Origin of the sequence: Flaviaestuariibacter amylovorans (assembly GCF_039541815.1) — a bacterium.
GTDB lineage: Bacteria > Bacteroidota > Bacteroidia > Chitinophagales > Chitinophagaceae > Flavisolibacter > Flavisolibacter amylovorans.
This window is the reverse complement of the sequence record NZ_BAABGY010000007.1, coordinates 390520-409257: the sequence shown is the minus strand read 5'-3', so window position 1 is coordinate 409257 and position 18738 is coordinate 390520. Positions and strand designations below refer to the sequence as shown.

At 58.5% G+C, this 18738-nt stretch carries 19 protein-coding genes; 5 read left to right on the top strand and 14 right to left on the bottom strand.

The annotated features are described in order from the left end of the window. Positions 1–26 precede the first annotated feature (26 nt). From ABD937_RS10270 to rpsO, 7 genes are all read right to left on the bottom strand, one after another. Positions 27–1226 carry a glycosyltransferase family 1 protein gene (locus ABD937_RS10270; protein WP_345255558.1) on the bottom strand — a complete coding sequence of 400 codons (1200 nt, stop codon included), beginning with the start codon at positions 1224–1226 and terminating at the stop codon, positions 27–29. A gap of 195 nt (positions 1227–1421) precedes the next feature. After that, positions 1422–1883 (bottom strand): hypothetical protein, encoded by a 462-nt coding sequence (locus ABD937_RS10265; protein WP_345255556.1) that lies wholly within the window; start codon positions 1881–1883, stop codon positions 1422–1424. Positions 1884–2065: 182 nt separating this feature from the next. Beyond that, the gene (locus ABD937_RS10260; protein ID WP_345255554.1) at positions 2066–2884 is read right to left on the bottom strand and encodes a M48 family metallopeptidase; all 819 of its coding nucleotides are present in this window, start codon (positions 2882–2884) and stop codon (positions 2066–2068) included. Positions 2885–2975: 91 nt separating this feature from the next. Continuing rightward, positions 2976–3626 (bottom strand): glycerol-3-phosphate 1-O-acyltransferase PlsY, encoded by a 651-nt coding sequence (gene plsY / locus ABD937_RS10255; protein ID WP_345255552.1) that lies wholly within the window; start codon positions 3624–3626, stop codon positions 2976–2978. 73 nt (positions 3627–3699) lie between these two features. Next, the gene (gene prmA, locus ABD937_RS10250; protein WP_345255550.1) at positions 3700–4506 is read right to left on the bottom strand and encodes a 50S ribosomal protein L11 methyltransferase; all 807 of its coding nucleotides are present in this window, start codon (positions 4504–4506) and stop codon (positions 3700–3702) included. Positions 4507–4632: 126 nt separating this feature from the next. Further along, positions 4633–7095: a polyribonucleotide nucleotidyltransferase gene (gene pnp, locus ABD937_RS10245; RefSeq protein WP_345255549.1), complete on the bottom strand. Its 2463-nt coding sequence runs from the start codon at positions 7093–7095 to the stop codon at positions 4633–4635. Between the two features lie 153 nt (positions 7096–7248). After that, a complete protein-coding gene (gene rpsO, locus ABD937_RS10240; RefSeq protein ID WP_345255547.1) occupies positions 7249–7518 on the bottom strand; it encodes a 30S ribosomal protein S15 in 270 nt (89 codons plus the stop codon). Positions 7519–7866: 348 nt separating this feature from the next. Here rpsO and ABD937_RS10235 point away from each other — a divergent pair, with 348 nt between their 5' ends. Beyond that, a complete protein-coding gene (locus tag ABD937_RS10235) occupies positions 7867–8475 on the top strand; it encodes a MiaE family protein (RefSeq protein ID WP_345255545.1) in 609 nt (202 codons plus the stop codon). 329 nt (positions 8476–8804) lie between these two features. On the opposite strand, the gene ABD937_RS10230 is transcribed toward ABD937_RS10235, so the two are convergent. From ABD937_RS10230 to ABD937_RS10200, 7 genes are all read right to left on the bottom strand, one after another. Further along, positions 8805–9842, bottom strand: a complete 1038-nt coding sequence (locus tag ABD937_RS10230) for a GSCFA domain-containing protein (RefSeq protein ID WP_345255544.1) — start codon at positions 9840–9842, stop codon at positions 8805–8807. Beyond that, positions 9843–10706 (bottom strand): hydroxymethylglutaryl-CoA lyase, encoded by an 864-nt coding sequence (locus ABD937_RS10225; RefSeq protein WP_345255542.1) that lies wholly within the window; start codon positions 10704–10706, stop codon positions 9843–9845. It lies immediately after the preceding gene. A gap of 9 nt (positions 10707–10715) precedes the next feature. Continuing rightward, a complete protein-coding gene (gene rlmB, locus ABD937_RS10220; protein ID WP_345255540.1) occupies positions 10716–11483 on the bottom strand; it encodes a 23S rRNA (guanosine(2251)-2'-O)-methyltransferase RlmB in 768 nt (255 codons plus the stop codon). 23 nt (positions 11484–11506) lie between these two features. Further along, positions 11507–12013 carry a hypothetical protein gene (locus ABD937_RS10215; RefSeq protein WP_345255538.1) on the bottom strand — a complete coding sequence of 169 codons (507 nt, stop codon included), beginning with the start codon at positions 12011–12013 and terminating at the stop codon, positions 11507–11509. 59 nt (positions 12014–12072) lie between these two features. After that, complete coding sequence (metK, locus tag ABD937_RS10210) at positions 12073–13323, bottom strand: methionine adenosyltransferase (RefSeq protein ID WP_345255536.1); 1251 nt, start codon at positions 13321–13323, stop codon at positions 12073–12075. A 77-nt stretch (positions 13324–13400) separates the two neighbouring features. Beyond that, positions 13401–14894 carry a DUF4270 family protein gene (locus tag ABD937_RS10205; protein WP_345255535.1) on the bottom strand — a complete coding sequence of 498 codons (1494 nt, stop codon included), beginning with the start codon at positions 14892–14894 and terminating at the stop codon, positions 13401–13403. 100 nt (positions 14895–14994) lie between these two features. Next, positions 14995–15810, bottom strand: coding sequence for a glycogen/starch synthase (locus tag ABD937_RS10200; protein ID WP_345255533.1), 816 nt, complete (start codon positions 15808–15810; stop codon positions 14995–14997). A 91-nt stretch (positions 15811–15901) separates the two neighbouring features. On the opposite strand from ABD937_RS10200, the gene panC reads away from it, so the two are divergent. The 4 genes from panC (at position 15902) to rfaE2 (ending at position 18731) form a co-directional block, all read left to right on the top strand. Further along, positions 15902–16744, top strand: a complete 843-nt coding sequence (panC, locus tag ABD937_RS10195) for a pantoate--beta-alanine ligase (protein WP_345255532.1) — start codon at positions 15902–15904, stop codon at positions 16742–16744. A 106-nt stretch (positions 16745–16850) separates the two neighbouring features. Next, a complete protein-coding gene (gene panD, locus ABD937_RS10190; RefSeq protein ID WP_345255530.1) occupies positions 16851–17195 on the top strand; it encodes an aspartate 1-decarboxylase in 345 nt (114 codons plus the stop codon). Between the two features lie 44 nt (positions 17196–17239). Continuing rightward, entirely contained in the window at positions 17240–18271 is a 1032-nt protein-coding gene (locus ABD937_RS10185; protein WP_345255529.1) for a lysylphosphatidylglycerol synthase transmembrane domain-containing protein, read from the top strand. Beyond that, the gene (gene rfaE2 / locus ABD937_RS10180) at positions 18243–18731 is read left to right on the top strand and encodes a D-glycero-beta-D-manno-heptose 1-phosphate adenylyltransferase (protein WP_345255528.1); all 489 of its coding nucleotides are present in this window, start codon (positions 18243–18245) and stop codon (positions 18729–18731) included. Before ABD937_RS10185 ends, rfaE2 begins: the two co-directional genes overlap by 29 nt. Positions 18732–18738: the final 7 nt, after the last annotated feature.

The following is an 18738-nucleotide window of genomic DNA, read 5'->3' as shown; positions in this document are numbered from 1 at the left end:
TCGCCTGGTGTCAGCGATCACCGTATTTATACGGCCTTCGTGGCGGCGAGGTTTGCCGTCACTTCATTCGTGCTCGTGTTACGGGTACCCATCCGGCTCTCGATATGACCGGCCATTTCGCTCCAGGTGCGGTCCCAGGAGTTGCCGGCGAGGAAGGCATCCACTTCCTGCAGCCAGCCGGCGGAGTCCTGCGTGGCGAGGATCGCGTCCCCGGCCTGCACGAAGGCTTCGGTGGTAGCAGCGATGTGAACCAGCTTGTTGTCGCCATAGGGGGATACCACATCGCGGATCGGCGTCGAGATCACCGGCTTTCCTGCGGCGAGGTACTCCGGCGTTTTCGTGGGGCTGATGAAGCGGGTCGATTCGTTCATGGCAAAGGGGATGATGGCCACGTCCCAGCCAGAAAGGTATTGGGGCAGCTCCTTATAGTCCTTGCCACCGAGGTAATGAATGTTCTCGTTCTTGGGCAGGTGCTCCGGGTCGATCTTCACTACGGGTCCCAGCAGCACGAACTGCCAGTCGGGCCGCATCGTAGCCGCCTCGCGGATCAACTCGATGTCGAAGCGCTCGTCGATCACGCCATAGAAGCCGAAGCGCGGGTGCGGAATGTTGGCCTGGTCGGCAGGATCGAGGCGGCTGCTGCGCGCGGAGGCGAAGTGCTCACGGTCGATGCTGCTTGGGAAGGGATAGATATGCGGATGGCGATCCTTCTTCGCTTCGTAGATGCTGTAGCCCCCCGTGAACACGAGGTCGGCGCGGCCCATGAGGCGTTGCTCGTTGTCTTTCAGCTCCACCGGCGCAAACTTGAACGCAGAGAGTTCGTCCATACAATCGTAAACGATCATCAAGGGTTCGAGGTGATCGCTGAAGGGAAGCGCCATCGGTGTATAATACCAGCTGAAATACTTGTTGATCTCCATCATACCGATAAGCTCGCTTACCAGGTGACGCTGACGCGCGTGTACATCGCTGCCTTCCACGTCCTTCTGAAGGTGCGGCACCACAACGAACACGTTTCTTACCGGCTCGCTGATGTGCAGCTTGTCGGCCTCATCATGCCACATCGGCTCCTCGATAAAGAACACGCGGGTATAATGGGCAAAACGGCTCAGGAGGTGTTGGGGGCGTTGGTAAACGAAGTTCCAGCGAAGGTGGCTGAAGCAGAGCAGGTCGGCCTCGCCGATATGTTGCCACGTGGCGGCAGAGGAGTTGTTGTTGGTATTCATGCCGCTGGATGTACTATTTACATGCCAGCACAGGGAATGCGGTAATTGAACCCGGGGCTTACGCAGGTTCGTCAGGCCGTGTAGAAAAAATTCCTCCCGACTGCCGGGCTGCACCGGCTAACCGATTTATCCACAGCATCTTTGGCAAAAAGAAAAAGCCCCGGCGATGAAACCGGGGCTCTTTGAAGGAATTTATCAGGCGGTTACTGCCTTGCGCTTCTTTGCTTTTGGAGCGGGCTCTTCGGCTACCACGGCAACTTCAGCCACGGCCACTTCCGCACGGCAGAAATTGACGGCATTCCAGACGTGGTCGAGCGTGACCTGCTCGGCGCTTTCATAGCCGGCGCTCAGGAGCTTGTGCCAGCTGCTTTCGCGATTGAGGTCTGTGGCGATCTTCGACGTCGATTTCGGATGCGCTACCCAGAGCCGGGTCTCGTCTTTCATAGCCGGCATAATGTCTTGCAAAATGTTGTTCAGCTGCGTCTCGTTCACTGCAAAAATGAGTGCGAAATCAAGCTTACGGGAGCGCAGCAGCGGCGTGAGATTCTTAGCGAAGGATAATTTGGCGAACTGCTTTTCGATGGAGGACGGGAGGCCTTGAATTAGAATAGTCTTTTCGTTCTTTAACTGTAACTTTTCCAGGATTGTTTGTGACATAGTTTGTTACGCGGTTTTGTGAACAAGCAGTTGAAAAGATTTTGGCAGCGGGTTTTTCACACAAACAGATGCGCAAAAGTAGTAATAAATCGTTAAACGGCCAAGGCGAAAGCAAGAAAAAACCCGCCAGAAGCGGGTTTTGACGGGTTTAATCCTGAATTTCTACGGTTTCCAATGAGATTCTAACGGTTACCGGGCTTGTAATACTTCATCGCCTCCGGAAGCCATCCCTGGATATTCTTGATCCGCGTTGCATCGGACGGGTGGCTGCTCAGGATCTCCGGCGGCTTCTGGCCATTCGATTTCGCGGCCATGCGCTTCCAGAGGTTGAGCGCCTCGTTCGGGTTGTAGCCGGCCATCGCCATCCAGATAAGGCCATAGCGGTCCGACTCGGATTCCTGCTTGCGTGAGAAGGGCAGCGTACCGAGCACCGTGGAGCCGATGCCGAAGGCCTGGAGGAATACATTCTGTGTGGCAGCAGGCTTGTTGCTCACCGCCACCGAGAGCGCGGTGCCGAGGCCCTGCTGCAGCATGCCCTGCGACATGCGCTCGTTGCCGTGCTGGAAGAGGGCGTGTGAGATCTCGTGGCCGATCACGGCAGCAAGGCCAGCCTCGTTTTGCGATACCGGCAGCAGGCCGGTATACACTACGATCTTGCCACCCGGCATACACCAGGCATTCACCTGGTCGTCGCGCACGAGGTTGTACTCCCAGTTGTAGCCCTGCAGGCGGTCCTGGATGCCCTTTTCACGGTAATAAGAGTTGATGGCGGTTACGAGACGCTGGCCTACGCGGCGCACCATCTCGGCGTCACGGTCGGCAGACGGGCTCACCACGCGCGATTGGTTGAGGAATTGGCCATATTGCTGCTTCCCCATCGACTGCAGCTCCGACTCGGGGAGCAGCTTGAGCTGGCTGCGTTTGGTAACGGGGTCCGTAGAACAACCGACGAACAAAGCCGAGCTTACGAGGAGGGCCGAAACGGTCTTCATGATCTTCATGTCTGGAATTTTTTTGCTGTGTTCAAAGATGGTACCAAAGAAAGACAAAAAAGGGGCGCACAGGCTTAATGAGAAAGGCCCCGAAGGGCCTTTATTTACGAATTCTTTGACGTTTTCGGTCGCGGTGCTTGAGGATCGGAACCTTGCTTTCGGAGCCATTGAGGATGCGCCCGATGTTTTTCTGATGCGTCAGCAGCACCAGCATGGCCACCGTTACCGCAAAGATCCGGTACAGGTGCTCGGGCTCGTTGAAGATGATAAGGATGAATACCGGGAAGGCGATGGCCGCAAGGATCGAGCTCAGCGAAATCCAGCGTGTCAGGTACAACACCAGGATGAAGATACCGACGCAGCAGAGCGCCACGTTCGGCTGAATGCCGAGGACCATGCCGAAGAGCGAGGCAACGCCTTTACCGCCGCGAAAGTTGGCCCAGATCGGGAAGATATGCCCGATCACGGCGGCAAGGCCGAGCCCGAGCTGCATGTTCACCAGGTACAGGTCATCCTGCAACGCATAGGGAAGAAAATAGACCAGTTTCACGGCTACGATCGCCTTGATCATATCGACGATCATCACGAACGTACCCCATTTGGAGCCGAGTACGCGGTAGGTATTGGTGGCGCCGGCGTTGCCGCTGCCGTAGTCGCGGATATCGATATTGAAGAAATACCGGCTCGTCCATACCGCTGTCGGTACGGAGCCGACGAGGTAAGCAAGCAGGATAATCAGGATTTCACTCATGTGCGAGGCTGGGTTGAAGTGGGCCAAATTTAGGGCAAATTGCGGGGTGCCACCTGTTAATTCGACGAAAGCTTCAGGATTTGTTCATAAAGCCGAGCGTGATCCAGTTGTTTTTTTCGGTATAGTGTCTGAACTCCAGCCCGGCATTGGCAAAGGCTTTTTCGATGACTTCCCGGTCGCTGACGAGCAGTCCGCTCATCAGCAGGTACCCCCCTGGCAGCAGGGCAGCGGCGAGTTGCGCTGCGTATTGCAGCAGCACGTTGCGGTTGATGTTTGCCAGGATGACATCGAACCGCGCTCCCTGCGGAAATTCCGACGACAGCTGTAGATCAATTCGGCTGCAGCCGTTGCGCTCCGCATTCTCCTGCGCGTTTTCAATGCTCCAGGGGTCATTATCGGTAGCCAGAACGGAAGCGGCGCCCAGCTTCTCGGCAAGGATCGCTAGCACGCCGGTGCCGGTTCCGAAATCGAACACCTTCTTTTCCCGGAAATCGATGTGCTCCATCTGCTGCATCACCTGCCAGGTAGTAGCGTGGTGCCCAGTGCCGAAGCTCATTTTAGGCGTGATGAGGAGCTCGTGGCGCACGCCTGCGATCGGATCATGGAAGTGCGCGCGCACCGCCACAAAGTCATGCACGATCACCGGAGGAAAGTTCTTTTCCCATTCGGCGTTCCAATTGCGCTCCCCCAGCACTTCGGTGGTGTACGAAAAGCCCCTGAGCAGCTCCGTTAGTTCCTCGTGCGACAGGCTGCCCTCTTCCAGGTAGGCTAGGATCTGCTCGTCCTGCTGCTCGAAGCCGGTGGCCACATCCGCCAGCAGGCCGATGATCACCTCCTGCTCGGTTTCGCTGGCAGGTATGTTGATCTGAATATGATTCATGTGAATGAAGATTGTAGAAATACGATAAATGATGGTTCGTCCGGAGCGGATCCGAGATCACAGATCCGCGATCTGAGATAAAAAAAGGCTGTCCTTGCGGACAGCCTTTTGATCGTTAATGCATTATCAGAGGAGGTCGTCCGGACCGAGGTCGGAATGACCTGCCTGCGGGGTGTTGCCCTGCTGCTGCTGGGGCTGCTCCGCCTGCTGGCCACCGTTCTCGCGGGGCTCCGGGTTGTTGTTGCCTTCGCCGTTGCCACTGCGGAACTCGCGGCGCTCTTCGCGGCGGTCGTTGCGGCCATGACGGTCGCTGCTGCCTTCGCGACGGTCGCCACGGTCGCGGCGGTCACCGCCACGGTCATCCCGGCGGTCGCGGTCGCGGCGGTCGCCTCCACGGTCGTCGCGGCGGTCACCACGGTCTTCGCGGCGCTCGCGGCGCTCTTCGACATGGCCTTCGGGCTTCTCAAGCAGGGCCTTGCGGCTCAGCTTGAATTTGCCGGTCTTCTGGTCTACACCAATGAGCTTGATCTTTACCATATCGCCTTCGTTGAGCACGCCGTCGAGGGTCTCGAGGCGCTTCCAGCTCACTTCGGAGATGTGCATGAGGCCCTGCTTGCCGGGCATGAATTCTACGAACGCGCCATAGGGCATGATCGACATTACCTTGCCTTCGTATTCGCCGCCTTCTTCCGGTACTTCTACGATGCCTTTCACCCAGGCGAGTGCTTTGTCCACGCCTTCTTTCACGGCGCCGAAGATGGCCACTTCGCCCTGGTCGTTCTTTTCTTCGATGTTGATGGTGGTACCGGTCTCGCGCTGGATCTGCTGGATGATCTTGCCGCCGGGCCCGATCACCGCGCCGATGAACTCGCGGTCGATGTAGATCTTCACGGTACGCGGTGCATGCGGCTTCACGTCTTCGCGGGCTGCAGGCATACACTGCTCCATGGCTTCCAGGATGTGCATGCGGCCGCGGCGCGCCTGCTCGAGGGCCTGGCGCATCACGTCCATCGAAAGGCCGTCCACCTTGATGTCCATCTGCACACCGCAGATACCATCGCGGGTACCGGTCACTTTGAAGTCCATGTCGCCGAGGTGGTCTTCGTCACCGAGGATGTCGGTCAGCACGGCGAACTTGTCGCCCTTCGTGATGAGGCCCATGGCCACACCCGAAACGTGCTTGCGGAAGGGAACACCGGCATCCATGAGGGCGAGGCAGCCGGCGCAAACCGTTGCCATCGACGAGGAGCCGTTGGATTCGAGGATATCGCTCACTACGCGTACGGTGTAGCTGTACTCGCCGCCGGGCATCATCTGCTTCAGCGAGCGGAGGGCCAGGTTGCCGTGGCCTACCTCGCGGCGGCCGGGGGCGCGCAGGAACTTCACCTCGCCCGTAGAGAAGGGCGGGAAGTTATAGTGCAGGAGGAACTTGGAGTATTCCGACTTGGCGGCGCTTTCCACCAGCAGCTCGTCGAGCGGGGTACCGAGGGTAACCGTCGTGAGCGACTGCGTTTCGCCGCGGGTAAAGAGGGCGGAGCCGTGGGGACCGGGAAGTACGTCCACTTCCATATCGAGGGCACGTACCTCATCGAGCTTGCGGCCGTCGAGGCGCACGCGGTCGTTGAGGATCATGTCGCGCACCGTATGGTACTGCAGGTCGGAGATATAGTTGCTGACGAGCTTTTTGGTAGCATCCGGGAGGTCTTCGCCTTCAGGGAGATTCGCTTCTGCTTTGAGGGCGGCGAGCACTTCGTCCTTAACGGCTTTGTAGGCGTCCTTACGCTGGGCCTTGGGCTGGAAGGCGCGGGCGATCTCGGCCATGCGCTTTTCGCCGAGGGCGTTCACGCGTGCACGGAGTTCCTCGTCCTGCTCGGGCTTCGGATAGTCGCGCTTCGGACCAACGCCGATCATATCGCGGAGTTCTTCCTGCGCCTTGATCTGGACACGGATGGCGTCGTGTGCGAGCTCGATCACCTTGATCAGGTCTTCTTCGGAGCACTCCTTCGCTTCCCCTTCCACCATCATGATGTTCTTCTCGGTGGCGGCGATGATGAAGTCCATATCGGACTGCTCCATTTGGGAGCGCGTGGGGTTGATGACATATTCACCGTTGATGCGGCTCACGCGCGCCTCGGAGATGATCTCCTGGATGGGAACGGTAGAAACGGCGAGGGCAGCGGAGGCGGCCAGGCAAGCCATCGCGTCGGGCATGACCTCGGGATCCGACGAAACGAGGGTGATGATCACCTGCACTTCGCAGAAATAGTCTTCGGGGAAGAGGGGGCGCAGGGCGCGGTCCACCAGGCGGGAAGTGAGTACCTCATAGTCGTTGAGGCGGCCTTCGCGCTTGAAGAAGGAGCCGGGGATGCGGCCGGCGGAGGCGAACTTCTCCATGTAGTCCACGGAGAGGGGGAAGAACGACTGGCCGGGCTTCGGCTCCTCGGTAGCCACTACGGTGGCGAGGAGCACACAGTTGCCCTGGCGTACGGTTACGGAACCGTCGGCCTGGCGGGCCAGGCGGCCTGACTCGATGGTCACCTCGCGGCCACCACCGATATCAAATGTTTTTGAGAATTTTTGCGTCAGCATAGAACAAATGAGTTTAGAGTTTGGAGTGTTGATCAGGGGTTAGCAAGCGTACTCCAAACGGATGAGGGAAACAGGCAGGCACGCGAAAAAAGGCAAGGGTTGCCTTAAAGAAAAAGCCCTCCCATACGGGGAGGGTTGGGAGGGACTTTTAATTTATTTGCGGATGCCGAGTTTCTCGATGAGGGCGCGGTAGCCTTCGAGGTTGTGCTTTTGCAGGTAATTCAGCAGGCGGCGGCGCTTACCTACGAGCTGCATGAGGCCACGGTGCGTGGAGAAGTCCTTCTTGTTCTGCTGCAGGTGGGCAGAGATCTGGGCCATGCGCTCAGTGATGAGGGCAATCTGACCTTCAATGGAACCGGTGTTTGCGGCATTGCCACCGAACTGGGTGAAGATGCCGGCTTTCTTTTCTTTCGTTAATGACATCGCTACGAATTTTGCGGAACCCGAGTTAGGCTCCGTTTCTGTTTACTTAATTTGGCGGCAAAGGTAGGGGATTTCCCGATATGGGACAACTTTCCGGGGCTCTTCTCTTGAGAATCAATGCGAAAAAGCAAGGTTTAGGGGGTTTAGAGGGTTTAGGAGGTTGGTTGGGAGCGCACGTCGGGTGTTCCTATCCCCCTTTTTTTGCCCATCTCCACTCCGGCCGGGTCAATCTCCCAATCGCCCCGGGTCCAACTACCTCGCTACTTTCTAAACCTCCTAAACCCCTAAACCCCTAAACCTCCTAAACCCTCTAAACCTCCTCCCCCCTAAACCTTTAGTTTTGCTCCCATGGAACTTTCGGAAGACACCCGTGCCATCCTTGGCCTCGAGCTCCCCACCGACCCGCGCTGGGTGAACCTGGCGGCTCTGGCGCTCGAAGACATCCTGACCGATCATGCCTGGTGCGAACAGAAAGCCGCCGTTACCTGCATTTCGTTGCTCCAGCACTACAGCGACCGCGAAGCGCTCGTCTTTGCACTGGCGCCCGTGGTAACGGAGGAATGGGGCCACTTCCGGCTCGTGCTGGCCGAGCTCAAAAAGCGGGGCCTGAAGCTCGGGCGCCAGCGCAAGGATCCTTACGTGAACGCCCTCCTCGCCTTCACCAAAAAGGGCGGCTCCCCCGACGAGCGCTTCCTCGACCAGCTGTTGCTGATGGCGCTGATCGAGGCCCGCTCCTGCGAGCGCTTCAAGCGCCTTTCCGAAGGATTGGATGACGAATACCTCCGCAAATTCTACCGCCGCTTTATGGAAAGCGAAGCTGGGCATTATGTGTTGTTTATCGAGCTGGCGGAAACCTACCTACCCAAGGAGCGGGTGCGGAGCCGCTGGAAAGAGTGGCTTGCCTTCGAGCGCACCGTCGTGGAAAGCGCCGAGGTGCGCGGCGACCGGATTCATTAAGGTGGCCTCCGGCCCCCAGCGCTACGCGCGCAACCTTCGCTTCGCTCGGTTGACCCCGAGTGGGGGAACTTTGGTAGTTACTTTTTTCATGGAAGGGAGGCTTTTCTCAAAGCACTGATGGTCGAAGTTGGAATACATAAGGACAGGATCAAATGAGTCCATGAGGTGAGGGAAACCACTTTTCTTCCACCTCAATCGCTCAAGTACTCATATACTCGATTATTCAATTGCTCCCCTCAACCCGATTAAGAGTGAAAGTCCCGCCGGCGGTGGGACTTTCGAATAAACAACATTGAAAGAAAACCCAAGTAAAGAGAAGCAGGTTCCACCTAAGTTCCCCCTTCGGGGGACAGGGGGCCGGAGCCGGGGCCGAAGTATTCGATCTCCTGGCTGAAATCGAGGCCGGGATGAAGTTGCTGCAGCTGTCGTGCCTTTTCAAGATGCGCTGCCAGGAAGCTTTGGTGTGCCACCGTGTCGGGGAAAGCTGGTTTATGCCTGCGGGCGATGTTCAGCTTGCGGATCTCCTCGAGCAGTTTCCGGGTTTCCTCCGAGGTGTATGTCTTTAAGAAGTGCTCCAGCACGAAGTTGGTCGCCGTATAATTTGGATGCACGAGATCTTCCGCATAGAACCGGTAGTCGCGCAGTATATCTACAACCAGTTCATAGCTCGGGAAATAATACAGCTTGTCGAATTTGGCCACCAGGTGGTGCACTGCCTCGATCAGGCGTGCCTTGCTGCGGTTGTTTTCGACTACGCCGTCGCGGATGTGGCGCACGGGGCTGATCGTGAAAATGATGCGCAGCCCGGGATTGAAGCGAAACAGCTGGTGCACGGTATTGTCCAGCGCGGCCACGGTTTCATCGATGGTCAGCAAGTGCTTGCGAAACCAGGCGGCCGGTGCGCGGTGGCAATTGGCGACACCACTGCTCAGGGCCAGCGGCGCCTCGGGCCGCGTGCGCTCTTCCAGCAACCGGTAGCTGAAGGAGGAGCCCAGCGTGATGATGAGCCAGCCGGCCCCTTTTAAAAAATCATGCGCTTCCTGCTGCGCCGCGTTGATGCCGGTAAGCACCGCAGCCCGGTCGGTACCGGAAAAACGGCTATGGTGGTTCCAGCTATGCCACACCTCGCCCAGCGCAAACAGGTCTTGCTCCGTGTACGGAACGGGGTCGATGTACGAAAGCAGGCTGCGGCAAACGCTGGCGGGGTCGAAGAGGATGCCATTCGGATTTTGCAGCACGTTGAACTTAAGGTCACGCAGTGCGGTGCCGATGTGCTCTGTGAAGCAGGACCCGATCGACAGGATTCCCTCGGCGTGCGACAGGCGCACCCCGGGGTCGGGTATCTGAACGGGCAGCATCAGTTCCATCTACACGAAGATTTCGTTGGCGAGGCGCAGGCTCTCCTGCAGGGCGGATTCATCGATACCGAGGTCATGCCCCCGCTCTGTGAAGTAGGCGATGAGCCACTCGGTGTTCATGTTGCCGACGAGCTCGTCCTTCGCCATCGGGCAGCCCCCGATGCCCTTGAGCGCACCGTCGAAACGGCGGCAGCCGGCGCTGTAGGCGGCATCCACCTTCTCGCGCCAGCCATCGGCCGTCGCATGCAGGTGCACGCCGATCTCGGTCTTCGGAAGCGCTTTTACCAGGTAGGAAGTGATCCGGCTGATTCCCTCCGCAGTGGCGACGCCCACCGTATCGGCAACCGACAGGATCGGAACCCCGAGGGCGACGAGCGTGCTGGCCCACTCGAGCACCACGTGCTCGCTCCATGGGTCGCCGTATGGGTTTCCGAAACCCATGGACAGGTAGACCACGAGCTCTTTACCGTTCTTCGTGCACAGCCCCTGGATCTCGCGCACCCGGTCGAGGGCTTCGGCGATCGAGCCGTTGGTGTTGCGTTGCTGAAATGTCTCCGATACTGAAAAAGGAAAGCCCAGGTAACGGATCGACGGCTGCGCCACGGCGCTTTCCGCGCCCCGCACGTTGGCCACGATGGCCAGAAGTTGCGACCGGCTGTCCTGCAGATCAAGCGCGCTCAATACTTCGGGCGTATCGGCCATCTGCGGGATCGCCTTCGGCGATACGTAGGAGCCAAAATCGATCGTATCGAAGCCAACCCGGAGCAGGCTGTTTATATAGGCGATCTTGGTATTGGTCGGGATGTTGGTCTTCCAGCCCTGCATGGCATCGCGCGGGCATTCCACGAGCCGGACCACTGTATTCGTATTCATGGTTTCGAATTAAGAAGTAACGCGCTGCTTCATGGCTTCGTACAGGATCATCCCGGTGGCCACCGACACGTTGAGCGACTCGAAGCCGCTGGGCATAGGTATCCTGAATTGCTCGTCGCAGATTTTGAGCAGGGCGCTGTTGATGCCGCGCTCCTCTCCTCCCATCACGATCGCCACCGGCTCGCGGAAGTTCACGTCGAAGATCGGGGCCTTTGCTTCCATCTCGGATGCCAGCACGCGGATGCCATTGAGCCGGAGCTCGTCCACAGCCTTCATGAGGCTGCCGACGCGGCATACGGGGATCTCCTCGAGCGCACCGGCGGAGGTCAGGATGGCATCCTCGTTGAGGGCGCCAACGCCTTTGTCGGGGATGATCAACGCGTGCACGCCCATACTCCAGGCCGTACGCGCAATGCCGCCGATGTTGCGGATATCCGTGACGCCATCGAGGATCAGGAAGAGCGGCGCCTCCCCTTTATCAACCACCCAAGAGATCACCTCCTGGAGGTCCTGGTACTGCACCCGCGAGCGCAGTGCGACGCAGCCGCCATGGTCGCCCACATTGAACCCGTTGAGCTTCTCCACAGGCACATAATTGAGCGGAACGGTGGTCTTGGCCGTTGCCTGCCGGAGCTCCTGCTGCAGGGCTGCCGGCGCATTCTTTTGCAGGTAGATGCGGTCGATGGCCTGCCCTTCGGAAAGTGCCTGCAGAATGGCGGCACGGCCTACGAGCAACATATTTTTCTTCGGGCGCGATTGGGGACGAAAGTGCTTCACGGCCTAAAGGTAAGCCCCCGGCATTAAAGCGCGGGAATCGTAGCCCCGGTCCCGTTTCGCCGGGATACCGCGGTCCATAACAGGAACGCGGCTACCGCCGCCAGGGCGGCAAACTTGAGTGCAGCGGCCAGGGCTGCGCCCTGCAGCGCCCAGGTACCGCTTCCGCCCAGCACCCGGAAAAGAAGCAGGCCATTTTCCACAACGTCCAGCCCGCCGGCAGCAAGGGCCAGGGCCGCAAATACACCGGGCACTGCCGGCTTGCGGAAGCGTGCCCGCATGTGGCGAGCCGCCGTCCAAAAAAACCAGGTGTAGGCTACTATGAAGAGAAAGTCGAGGTAAAAATTGAGCGTGACTTCCCACGGCTTCCAGAGCGCCATCAACTCGGCGAAACGCGCTTCGGTCCAGGCAAACTCAAGGTCGATAATCCCCCGTTTGCTCACCGGACTGTGCACGAGGGCGGCGCCCTGGTACCGCATTACGAGGAGCATCACGATCGTTGCCAATGCCGGAAAGAACAAGCGTCGTTTCATTACCCCAATATAAAAAAACCTCCGCGGTAGGCGGAGGTTTTCATTTGCTATTTCGATGATCAGAGACCGAAGGCCTTCTTCACTTTGGAAACGTAATCGAGCTTTTCCCAGGTAAACAGCTCCACTTTCTTCTTCACGATCTTACCACCGGGGGCCAAAAACTCTTTCGTCACCACTTCCGGCGTACGGCCCATGTGTCCGTAAGCGGCCGTCTCGCTGTAGATGGGGTTGCGCAGCTTCAGGCGCTGCTCAATGAAGTAGGGGCGCATGTCGAAGATGCCGGCTACGATCTCGGCGATCTCGGCATCACTCATCTCCACCTTGGCGGTGCCGTAGGTATTGACGTTGATGGAAGTAGGCTGTGCTACGCCGATCGCGTACGACACCTGCACCAGGATCTCGTCGCACAATCCTGCTGCCACGAGGTTTTTAGCGATGTGACGCGTGGCGTAAGCGGCCGAGCGGTCTACCTTGGAAGGATCCTTGCCGGAGAAGGCGCCACCACCGTGGGCACCCTTGCCACCGTAGGTATCCACGATGATCTTGCGGCCGGTGAGGCCGGTGTCGCCGTGGGGGCCGCCGATCACGAACTTGCCCGTGGGGTTGATGTGGTACTTAATCTCGCTGTTGAACAGCTTCGCGTACTTCTTGTACTTGGCCTTCACGCGCGGGATCAAGATGTTGATGATGTCCTGCTGGATCTTGTCGGCCATCTTCTTCTCGGTATCGAAATCGTCGTGCTGCGTGGAGACCACGATGGTATCGATGCGCACGGGACGGTTGTTATCGTCGTACTCGAGCGTTACCTGGCTCTTGGCATCAGGACGCAGGTATTTGATCTGCTTGTTCTCGCGGCGCAGCGCGGCAAGCTCGATGAGCAGCTTGTGCGCGAGGTCGAGCGCAAGCGGCATGAAATCCTCGGTCTCGTTGGTGGCATAACCGAACATCATGCCCTGGTCGCCGGCGCCCTGCTCTTCTTTCTTCTGGCGATCAACGCCCTGGTTGATATCAGACGATTGCTCGTGAATAGCGGAGAGGATACCACAGGAGTTAGCCTCGAACATGTATTCGCTCTTGGTGTACCCGATACGGCGGATCACGTCGCGGGCGATGTCCTGTACGTCGAGGTAGGCGCGCGACTTCACTTCGCCTGCCAGCACCACCTGGCCGGTCGTCACCAGGGTCTCACAAGCGACCTTCGACTGGGGGTCCATGGCCAGGAAATGGTCGATCAGCGCATCGGAGATCTGGTCGGCAACTTTGTCGGGATGGCCTTCGGATACGCTTTCCGAAGTAAATAGATAAGGCATGCGTGGCTTAGATTAAAAGTGGTTGTAAAAAGAAACAGGTTGCAAATATAGGGTCCTGTGTTTTAAATCAGTCAGGATCACAGGCGCGAGTAAACGATGCGCAGGCGCATCCGGCGGGCACCGTCGGCAAACGCACCTCCGGTAACCACCACACGGCCCCAGCCCATACGCGGGCCTACGGTGACGTTCCGTTGCCGCGCAAAGAAGCGGGCGTCCTTCAACGTGGTGCGGAAGGGTGCGAAGAGGTAAAGCGTGTCGTTCGGACGGCCATGGGTAATGATGTCCTGCACATGGCGGGTCAGGTTGAACCGGTAAGTGCCGTCGGACAGCAGGTTGCCCCCGAAGAGACCGATGTTGACCGAGCCGCTCGGAACCGTCGCCGTCAGCGAGTCGTCGGTAACGCCGCGCAGCGAGTCCACAGCCGAGCCGCGGGCGAGCAGCAGGTTACGGGGTGCCGGGTAGGTTGTGTTCGGCACGTTCGGCTCCTGTGTTACGATGAGCTCGGCGCGGTGTACCACGCGGTTCGAAAGGGTGTTGAGCGCGGGAATATGAATGGTGGCGCCGGAGCCGGGCTCCGACTGCAGGTACACCAGCTCGTCGTCCGGGTTGCCGTTGTTGAGGGCGGCCAGGAACGGACCGGCATGGGTGCGGCGGATCAGGTTAGCCTGTGTGCCGCGGGGCTTCAGGTCGCTGTTGGAGCCGGTCGTCGATTGGAAACCGGAGCTATAGAGGCCGTGGTAGAAGGGCACCGACGTGGTATCGATCTTTCCGCCACGCTTGATCCGGCAATAAACGATGAGGCGCGACTTGCTGGTGTCGGCGAGCGTGTAATAGCCGATGCTGTTGCTCGCGCCGCTCTGCGTTGTGGTGATGGCGAGGCCGGGTACGAGCTTATAAAAATTCGTATAGCTGGCATAGCCGCCAATGACAGAGTTGGTGAGGGTATCGAAGGAAGCAAGGCGTTCTCCGAAGGAGTTGTTCAGGCGCACCCGGAGCACGTTCGCCACCTTAAAGGTGTCGCGGGCCCGAATCATGCGCACGGAGTCATTCAGCTCGCGGAGCGCGAAGGTCCTCGATCCCAGTGAGGCGCCGGTGGTAAATGCGGGATGCTGTACCGAATAGAGCGAGCTGTCTTTATACAAAGGATCGTTGATCTCCGAAACGTTTACCGTAACATCGGAGGTCGTATCGCCATAGTAGTTGCCGGTATAGGCAAGGCTCAGTACAACAGAGTCAACACCTACTACCGAGTCGGCGTTATTGAACGGGCTGCTCTTGTACGCGCGTGGCCCGATGTTGAAATACAGGTCGGCCTTGGTGGTACCGAAAGTGGCGTCGTTGAGGTAGCCGACAGCCATTTCGTCGGTCACAAATACGCTGCCCGTATCGTTGCGGGGAACATTATTGGACCGCACCTGGAGCACGGTATCGAACGTGTTGATATTGTCGACCGGTGGAACGAGTCCACCACCCAGCTCCGTTGCTTCATTGATCTTACGGCAAGAGGAGATCGCCCAGCCGAACGTAACGAATACTGCCAAGGCCACGAGGGGCCAACTGAATTTCTTCACGAAATGATTTTGAGGTGTTGATGGAGGTTCCGGGCAACAGCGGCCTGCAGAAAAATCCGCTCGCCGCAAACGCGCCACCCTGCTGTATCAAAGCAGGGGATCACTTGCCCGCAAGATCGACATACAACTGTAAATAGTCTGTTAAATCAGACTCTGCATTATAGGGCAAGGTCTTCTTGCCGCGCACCTTGGAGAAGGCATCCAGCAGCGCGGGATCCACCGACTCCGAGCCGAACGTAATGGCATCGGCATGTGTGGCACCGCCCTGGAACAGGCCGGCGTTGTTCGCACCCTTGAAGGCATCGAGGTCCTTCTCCTTGAGGGTCTGGTGAATGAGGGCTTTCTTGATGAAATCGTCGCCGAGGCCTTCTTCAAAGGTATTCTCGCCGATCGTGTATACTACCTTGCTGTGTGCAAACACCGGCTCTTTCTTGTACACTGTTTTCAGGTAAGCCGGAATGAGTGCGGTCATCCAGCCGGAGCAATGGATGATGTCCGGGGGCCAGCCGAATTTCTTCACGGTTTCCAGTGCGCCCTTGCAGAAGAACACGGTGCGGAGGCCGTTGTCGTCGTACCAGGCGTCCTTCTCGTCGTTGAATACGGTCTTGCGCTTGAACAGGTCCTCGTTGTCGAGGAAATAAACCTGCAGGCGGGCATTGGGCAGGGAGGCCACCTTGATCTGCAGGGGGAAGTCTTCGTTGTCGACCGACACGTTGATGCCGGAAAGGCGTACCACTTCGTGGAGGCGGTGGCGGCGCTCATTGATGGTGCCAAAGCGGGGCATGATGCAGCGTACCTCGAAGCCATTATCATTTGCCTTGATCGCCAGTCGGTTGACGATCTCCGAGAATTCTGTCAGCTCCAGGTAGGGCGACATTTCATTGGCTATAAATAAAATTCTTTTCTTTGCTGACATTGGTTAAACCCGGTTTTAGCCTTATAAAAGGTGTGCAAAGGTAACTATTTCTTGCCAAAGCCGCCCCTATAAATGAATACCTGCTGCTTCCATGAACATTTTTAAAACGGCCCGCGAGCTCTCCGCCTACCTCGCGCTCCGCCAGCGCGAAGGGCTGTCGGTGGGCTTCGTACCCACCATGGGCGCCCTCCACGAGGGCCACCTTTCGCTGCTCCGGAAAGCCAAGGCCGAGTGCGGCCTCAGCGTCTGCTCCATCTTCGTCAACCCCACCCAGTTCAACAATCCCGACGACTTCAGCAACTACCCGGTCACCATCGACCGCGATGTGGAGCAGCTCCTGGGTGCCGGTACCGATGTCCTGTTCCTGCCCTCCGTCCGCGAGGTATATCCCGACGGGCATGTGAAGAAGCAGTACGACCTGGGCACGCTGGAAACGGTGCTGGAAGGCGCCTTCCGGCCCGGCCATTTCCAGGGTGTGTGCGAGGTGGTGGAGCGCCTGCTCGAGGTAGTGCACCCCGATGTGCTCTACTTGGGCCAGAAGGACTTCCAGCAGTGCATGGTGATCCGCCGCCTGCTCGAACTGATGGGCGCAACCGACCAAATCCGCCTGTCGATCGAGCCGACGATGCGCGAGGAAAGCGGCCTCGCGATGAGCAGCCGCAACCTGCGCCTCAGTGCCGAACAACGCACGAAGGCCCTCGCCCTCTTCCGCAGCCTCAATCGGGTCCGGGAGGATTTTTTCACGACCGACAACCGTGCCCTTGAGGCCCGTGCCACGCAGGAGCTCGAGCAGGATGGGTTTGCCGTTGACTATGTGGCGCTTTGTCGCCCGGCCGACCTGGCACCGCTGTCCGACAAGCAGCGGCCCGCCGTTGTGCTCGTGGCCGCTTCGATCGGGGGCATCCGGCTGATCGACAATATGGTGATCGAGTGAGCGGGTGAGCCGTGAAAGGCTCAACACAATGAGATAAGTTATTGCCGGACGCCACCCGATTACCAATAAACGAATAGACCAATAGACATCCTACCTTTGCGGCCTTATGACCGTGACCGTTTTAAAATCCAAAGTACACCGCGCCGTGATCACCGAGGCCAACCTGCACTACGTAGGATCGCTCACCCTCGACGAGGACCTGATGGACGCCGCCAACATGATCGAGAACGAGCAGGTGCAGGTGGTGAACGTCAACAACGGCGAGCGCCTCGAGACCTACCTGATCAAGGGCAAGCGCGGCTCCGGCGTGTGCTGCCTCAACGGGCCCGCCGCCCGCAAGGGAATGGTCGGCGACGTGGTGGTGATCATCTCCTACTGCTCGATGCCCTTCGAGGAAGCAAAGACCTTCCAGCCCTTCATCGTATTCCCGCGCGAAGGCAACAAACGATAACGCCAAATACTTGGCCGTTGGCCGTGCCCGGGCTATATTGCCGCATGAAGAAAAAGGTACTGACCGTTGTACAATATCTGTTCTTCCTGGGGCTCGGCCTTTTCTTCGTCTGGCTATCCGTAAAAGACATCCACCACGAGCAGTGGCTACAGATCAAGGATGCGCTGGCCCGCGCCCGCCACTGGCTGATCGTGCCGGCCTTTCTCCTGCTCGTGCTCGCACACTACGTAAGGGCCCTCCGTTGGAAGATCCTCATGGAGCCGCTCGGATACCGCCCTTCCAACTTCAACGTGTTCGCCGCCGTTATGATCGGCTACCTCGTCAACTCCGGCGTGCCGCGCCTCGGCGAGGTGATGAAGTGCACCATCCTCTCCCGCTACGAAAAGCTTCGGGTCGACAAGCTCGTAGGCACCATCGTGATGGAGCGGGCCGTTGATGTGGTATGCCTGCTCATCGCCTTTGCCTGCGCCTTTCTCTTCCAGGGCGACATCATCAGCGCGCCGATCCGCGAGCGCTTCTCGGGTATCGTGTCCGATGGCAGCGGGGAAGCATCGGTTCGGAAGATCGCCCTGATGGCGGGTGGCGCACTGCTCTTCGTAGCCCTGCTCTTTTTCGTGCTGAAGCGCTTCGGGCATATCGACTTTATCGGCAAATTAAAAAACGTGGTGCGCGGTATCGGACACGGTCTTTCCTCCATCCGCTTCGTACAGCAAAAAGGCGCCTTTCTTATTCAAACGATCCTCATCTGGGTCTTGTACCTTGCGGGAACCACGCTCGGAATCTATGCGCTCCGCGAAACGGCGCACCTCGGCATCGGCGGCGGGCTCACCACCCTGGCCGTCGGCTCTGTAGGTATGGTCATCACACCGGGGGGCATCGGGGCGTATGCCGTGCTCGTAGGCAAGCTCATGAGCTGGTACGGGCTCGACGAAAACACGATCGGCGTCGCGCTCGGCTGGCTGCTCTGGGTAGTGCAAACGGTGGTGGTGCTGATCGTAGGCGTACTCTGCTTTTCGCTCCTCTCCCGCTTCAACAAAAACCGCGATCATGAAAGCTCCCCTGTCGTACCGCAATAAGATCCTGCAGCTGCCCGAACTGCTCCGCCGCGCCCAGCAATGGCGCCTCCCCGGGAAAACGATCGCCTTTACCAACGGCTGCTTCGACCTCCTGCACGCCGGCCATATCGACTCGCTCTCCGCCGCTGCCGCCGAGGCCGATTATCTGGTGGTAGGCCTTAACAGCGACGCCTCCGTGAAGCGCCTCAAAGGCGAAAGCCGACCGCTGAATGATGAGCAGAGCCGCGCTATGGTTCTGGCTTCGTTGTTGATGGTAGATGCCGTAGTGCTCTTCGGGGAGGATACCCCGCGCGAACTTATTGCCGCGTTGCTTCCGGATGTGCTGGTAAAAGGGGGCGACTACAAAGTGGAAGACATCGCGGGCGCTGCCGAAGTGCAGGCGGCAGGCGGACGCGTGGTGATCAACCCCATCCGGGAAGGGTTCTCCACAACCGGCATTATTGAAAAGATGAAGCAATAGCAAAGGC